This window comes from Myxococcus sp. AB056, from assembly GCF_006547365.1.
Lineage (GTDB): Bacteria > Myxococcota > Myxococcia > Myxococcales > Myxococcaceae > Myxococcus > Myxococcus virescens.
The window spans coordinates 1-2,346 of record NZ_VHLB01000192.1 but is presented as its reverse complement, the minus strand read 5'-3'; the positions used below and the strand labels follow the sequence as shown (position 1 = coordinate 2,346).

Sequence of the window (2,346 nt, the reverse complement as noted above, 5' to 3'; positions counted from 1 at the left end):
AGCATTGAGGAATTGCGTCGACAGGCGCGCAGGGAGTTTCGGCGGCTCCAGCACCGCCCTGCCACCCTCCGCGCCTACTTCGCTCACGCCGGCCTACCTCTTAACTCGACAAGCTGAAGCTCATTAGAGCGACTCCGTCCACATCTGTCGCCGCCCCATCGCCGACGCCTTCTCAATCGCGTCGAGCAGGCAATGCAGCTTCAACGCCTCACGGAAGTCCGGCGCCAGCCGAGTCCCTTCAGGCATCCGGGAACGGCGGAAGCCGCGGCCGGAGCGGCGGTGAACCTGCACCGTCACGCTCCAGACCGCGGCCGTTCCGTGCGGCGTGGACTACTTGTTCATCTTCTCGATGGAAGACGCCATGTTCTCGGTCGTCTTCTCCACGTTGAACTTGGTCCGGACCTGGTCCCCCTCCTTGATTTCACGCCGGAGGTGGCTGTGGATGTCCCGGTGCTTCTCGATGGGCTTCCCATCGATTTGCGTGGAGTGGTTCACGCCCATCGCCACCACCGCGCCGTTCTCATCCTTGATGAAGACCTTGTCCTTCCGCAGGGCCACCACGGAGCCGCTCAGCTCCTGCTGGCCCTGCATCTGACTGCCTTGCATGCCGCCGGACGTCTGCGAGCCGCTGCTGGGTGGATGCTGCATCGATGGGTCCTGCTGCATCGGTGGCTCCTGTGGCATCGACGGCTCTTGCGAGCCCTGCGCCAGAGCCGCGCCGCCCGACGCCAGACCCGCGATCATCCCAATCACCTTGAGCTTCATGACCGACCCCTTTCGTCCTGGAGGGCGCACCTCGCCTCCGAAGCCAACCGTGACCACGCCCGGCGGCGTTGCCACCCGGTGCCACGGTGCGACCCGGCCCCTGGAACGCGCCTCCAAGCTCGTCCGTCCCTCCTCGCGGAACGATGACCGCCGCGCCCCGTTGAGACGAAGCGGCCCCGGACGCCTGCTCAGTCCGCCCGGAGCGCCACCGCGGGGGAGACGCGTGCGGCCCGGCGCGTGGGCAGCAGCACCGCCAGGACCGCCACCGCCAACAGCACCGCCGCCACCGCCACGTACGTCAGTGGGTCCGTGGGCCGCACGCCGCTCAGCAGGTGCGTGAGGCCGCGGCTGGTGGCCGCCGCCAGCCCCAATCCAATGAGGAGCCCACACGCCGTCAACCCCAGGTAGCGGCCGAGCACCAGCCCCAGCACCTGCGCCTGACGCGCGCCCAGCGCCATGCGGATGCCCAGCTCGCGGGTGCGCTGCAGCACCGCGTAGGCCACGACGCCATAGAGGCCCACCGCCGACAGCACCATCGCCAGCGCCGCGAAGGCCCCCGCCAGCAACAGGTAGAAACGCAGCGGCGCCACCGTGCGGTCAACCACCGAGGCCAGCGTGCGGACGCTGCCTGGCGCCAGGCTCGCATCCAACGCACGAATCTCCGCGCGCGCCGCGGGAGCCAGGTCGAGCGGCGCCCCTTTCGTCCGCAGCAGCACCACCATGCTCGTGGTCCGCGCCTGCACGTAGGGCACGTACACCTCTGGCAGGGACGGCGCGCCAAGCCCTTCCAGCGCCATGTCGTCCACCACGCCCACCACGCGTCCGCCCATGGCACCGCTGCCCCAGTCCATGCCGGTGTCCAGCGTACGCCCCAAGGGCGCTTCGCCAGGCCAGAAGCGGCGCGCCGCCGCCGCGTTGACCAGCACCGCGCGCCCACCCGCGCCCTGGTCCGCCGCCGAGATTCCCCGGCCCTGAAGCACCTTCACGCGCAGGGCCTCCAGCGCCCCGGGCGTCACGATGCGCACGCTGGCCTGCCATGGCTCCGTCCCCTCCGGAACCGGCCGCATTGGGTCCTTCACGGGAACGGTCCACCGGGCCCCATCCAATGGAAGCCCATTCACGGCACCAACCTGCTCCACGCCGGGCAGCGCCCGCAGCCGCTCGAGCAACGTGTCATAGAAGGCCGCGGGCGCGGCGGTCCCAAAGCCATAGTGAAGCGGCGGCAGGTCCACCTTCACCGTCAGCACGCCCTCGGGGTCGAAGCCGGGCTTGGCCCTTTGCAGGTGCACGAAGCTGCGCAGCAACAACCCCGCGCACACCAGCAGCAGCACCGCCAGCGCCGTCTCCGCCACGACGAGCACCGCGCGGGTGCGGTGGTGGTGCGCGGCGCCGCCCGCGCCCTCACCCGAGGCCCGGAGCACGCGCGCCAGCTCCACGCGCGACGTCTGCCACGCCGGCACCAGACCGAAGAGGAACGTGGTGAACACCGACAGGCCCGCGGTGAACGCCAGCACGGTGCCGTCGAGCGACACCTCGTCGATGCGCGGAATGTCCCGGGGCCCGAACGCCGCCAGCGCATCC

The 2,346-nt window shown here is 70.5% G+C and carries 3 protein-coding genes; all 3 read right to left on the bottom strand.

What is annotated here, in order from left to right:
* Nucleotides 1-123: 123 nt before the first annotated feature.
* Nucleotides 124-246 carry a hypothetical protein gene (locus FMP39_RS38520; protein ID WP_255508275.1) on the bottom strand — a complete coding sequence of 41 codons (123 nt, stop codon included), beginning with the start codon at nt 244-246 and terminating at the stop codon, nt 124-126.
* An 84-nt stretch (nt 247-330) separates the two neighbouring features.
* On the bottom strand, nt 331-765 hold the full coding sequence (locus FMP39_RS37050) for a hypothetical protein (protein WP_141594677.1): 435 nt from the start codon (nt 763-765) through the stop codon (nt 331-333).
* Between the two features lie 188 nt (nt 766-953).
* Nucleotides 954-2,346, bottom strand: a 1,393-nt coding sequence (locus tag FMP39_RS37045; RefSeq protein ID WP_141594675.1) for an FtsX-like permease family protein, incomplete at its 5' end; no start/stop codon positions are given.